Source organism: Shuttleworthella sp. (assembly GCF_057251025.1).
This window is the reverse complement of record NZ_DBHIDN010000046.1, coordinates 1-3162: the sequence shown is the minus strand read 5'-3', so window position 1 is coordinate 3162 and position 3162 is coordinate 1. Positions and strand designations below refer to the sequence as shown.

At 55.4% G+C, this 3162-nt stretch carries 2 protein-coding genes; both read right to left on the bottom strand.

What is annotated here, in order from left to right:
• Positions 1-320: 320 nt before the first annotated feature.
• On the bottom strand, positions 321-2270 hold the full coding sequence (locus ACO5R6_RS07515) for a VirD4-like conjugal transfer protein, CD1115 family (protein ID WP_075403426.1): 1950 nt from the start codon (positions 2268-2270) through the stop codon (positions 321-323).
• A gap of 40 nt (positions 2271-2310) precedes the next feature.
• On the bottom strand, positions 2311-2943 hold the full coding sequence (locus ACO5R6_RS07510) for a hypothetical protein (protein WP_143223504.1): 633 nt from the start codon (positions 2941-2943) through the stop codon (positions 2311-2313).
• Positions 2944-3162 lie beyond the last annotated feature (219 nt).

Sequence of the window (3162 nt, the reverse complement as noted above, 5' to 3'; positions counted from 1 at the left end):
TCCGCCAGAACTTGTTCTGGGCCTTCGCCTACAACGTGGCCGCGATCCCGCTGGCAGCCGCCGGGTTGCTCAACCCGATGATCGCGGGGGCCGCCATGGCCGCCTCCAGTGTCATCGTGGTCTCCAACTCCCTGCGGCTGCGCCACGCCGGCTGACCGCGGGCCAGGGTGCGGGATGGGCGTCGGGGAGTAGCGGTGTCCCGCCCCTGGCTGGTTCATACGGTCAAGTGCCCCTGTGCGGGGGCCTCCGTCAGGATCGCGGTGGGCGGCCAGCACGAGGGGTCAGGACCTGGGCCGCCTCAGGGAACTGTCGGAGTGAGGTCAGAAGGCGTCAAGATCCTTGAGGTGAATGACCTGCCGATCCTGCCGTCCGTCACTCAGAACGACGGTGATCTCGACGTCACCTTCGCCGCCGAACTCATCGAGATCCGAAGGACTCATGTCAGCGAGCTCAGCAAGGTCGGGATCGTCGCTTATGTCCGCGAACTCATCGTCATTGCTGTCGGCCTCGTTATACTCTGGCCTGTCCTCCCAAGGAGATAGAAGGAGGTTCTCCTCCGGGGAGAGAATTTCTGGAGCCTCCGTTGGCATGTATTCGAAGTAGCCCTCAGACAGGGCCGCCAACTTCCGAGAGCGGAACGGGGGAACACCCCGCAGGAAGTAAAGACATTCGTTACCCGGAAGGCGAGAAATTTCATCTGCCGTCATGAGCTCACGACCTGACGAGCGATATGACCGGGACCAGGATCCCTGGGCTCCTCGCTGATCCGAGTTGTCTTCCTGGGTGATGGTCTCCTTACCCAGCCTCTTGGAGATGAACTCGGTTGTGGACCCCTCATTTCCTCCCAAGAAGAGCAGGGAGTCACAGTTTCCAACAATAGTCTCCCAGTCATCTTTGTAGAGTGCTTTCCCTTGAGAGTAGTTCTGCAGGATAACGGAGGTGGAGATGCCGCGCGAACGCATCACGGCAATTTTACGCTCAAAGCTGGGCATTTTGCCGATATTGGCGAACTCGTCCATGTAGCACTGCACTGGGACCGGAAGTCGGCCACCAGAATGATCCGCGATATAGATGTTCTTCTCGAAGAAGGTCTCATAGAAGATGGATGCCAGGAAGTTGAATGCCTGGTGAGTGTCGGGGATCACAAGGAACAGTGCCGTCGGGCGCATTCCAATCTGGTCCGCCTTGATCGTATCTGATCCCAGTATTCTCCGCATGGGGGCCATGTGAAGGGGAGCCATTCTAACCCCCAGAGAGATGATCACTGACTTCTTGGTCTCGCCCGCGCCCTGCGTGTACACATTGTACTGAGAGCATGCGAACCGGAGACCTTCGAACATCTTGGCGCTGGCCGGGTCGGAATCTGGATTCTTTTCATACTCGGCAATGTAATCCTTCGTAGAAAGGAATAGCTCATCGACCGAGCTGAGCGCCTCCTCGTTTTGCTCAGAAGCTGTCATTCTTGACAGAAGCTCGACGACATCGAGAAGCGTCCCCTTCCCGCCCTTGGAGAAGTAGACCATCGCAACAAGGGCGGTTAGCAGAGCCCTTTCCGCCTTTTCCCAGAAATCGCCACCATCGGCGGGCTTCTTTCCTGTCGTGTTCGTGATGAAGTTTTCCGTCAGAATTGCGCAGTCGACTTCCGCCTGGTCAGGGTTGAAGTACGCAAGAGGATTGAAAGTGTCGGATCGAGCGAAGTCAACAAGGTTGAGGCACCGTATTTCATACCCGAGTTCAAGGAGCTTGTTTCCCGTTGCCGCGAGAACCTCACCTTTGGGGTCCGTCACAACATAGGAAGTGTTCCCCTGATGAAGATTAGGCATCACGAAGTAGCGCGACTTACCTGAACCAGAGCTTCCAATAACAAGAGCGTTGAGGTTTCGCTGGGTCTTCCGGGAATCGAGACTCAAAGATTCGGTACGAGTGAAAAGAATATCATTCGACCGGTTTCCGACGTAAGGGCGAATGTCCCGGGGAGTCGCCCATTTTGCCGAACCGTGCTCCTCTCCTGGGCGAGTGGCTTTTCTGGCACCCACATGATAGGCCCACATCATCAGGATCGCCGCAGCGAATCCTGCTCCGACGAGCATGTCAGTCGTCTGCCAGGAGACGTGGAAAGGACTCTTGAGGTCGAACCAGAATCTGTCCATCACGTCACTGAAAGTGCGGCCTGAGGCATGGTCAGTTCGTATCTGCCAGGAGATTTTATCTCCGATCCACCAGGAAATCAGAGTCACTGAGGCGAGAATGACATATCGGATTCTACTCATTATTCTTCCTCCGAAATTTAGTTGCTGTAGAACGCGAGTGTCAGCGCGGGACCCCGAATGACGGCGGCTTCATTGGCGCACTCCGAGGGGCACCCAGGCCGGGCATCGATCTTGCCCCTTTATTTCCAGGCGCATTATTGCGATGCATCTTCTGGCGAGCCTGACGAATGCCGTCGATATGCTTCTGCGGTCCGGAAAGCGCCGGCTTCGGCTTGCCGGGATTCGTGCCACGAGGAGTTCTGGGTTTCAAATTTGGGCCGCCAATCTTTTGGCTACGACCACGGAGGATATCGCCGAGGCTTGATAGCCCCTTCATTAAGGAACTAGGATTATTCGCACTGATAGTTACTTGGACGTTGCCATCTCCTCCAATCTGGGCAGCAAGATTCACTCCCTGCTGAAGAAGGCTTGCCTGAATTTTTGCGAACAGTGAGCTACTCACCCCTTTGGCGCCCACGCCGCGCCCGAGCGGAGCCTGCTTCCTGGAGAGCGAAATTGTCCCGTTCTTGATGGAGTTCGAGTTCGCCAGCATCGCCCCTTTATGCCCGAGTCCGGCAATGTTATGAAGGCTTGAATGAGTTAACCGATCAATACTGGCAAGTAACTGAGGCACCCCTCCAATCATCTTGATAGTGACTTCCATGGCTGCTTTGGCTGTGTCATCTGCGAGCATAACGACCTCTACTAATGGTGACGGAACAGAATGTGTTGATGTTGGTAGGTAATTATTTTAATACTCTTTGGCCGCCTTTCGTAATTCTTAGACTCAGTTCAATTATGTTACTTCACTCGTTGACGCCGAGGCAGTGAATTGATCTAGGTGAACACTGTCCTTGATTCGGAGAATAGGCTTATCGGTGTGGGTGGTGGGTGGGGGTGGTGCGGGTGGGTG

Bases quoted from the DNA above. Each gene is read 5' to 3' on its own strand.
- ACO5R6_RS07515 (WP_075403426.1), bottom strand. From the start codon at position 2,270: ATGAGTAGAATCCGATATGTCATTCTCGCCTCAGTGACTCTGATTTCC.
- ACO5R6_RS07510 (WP_143223504.1), bottom strand. From the start codon at position 2,943: ATGCTCGCAGATGACACAGCCAAAGCAGCCATGGAAGTCACTATCAAG.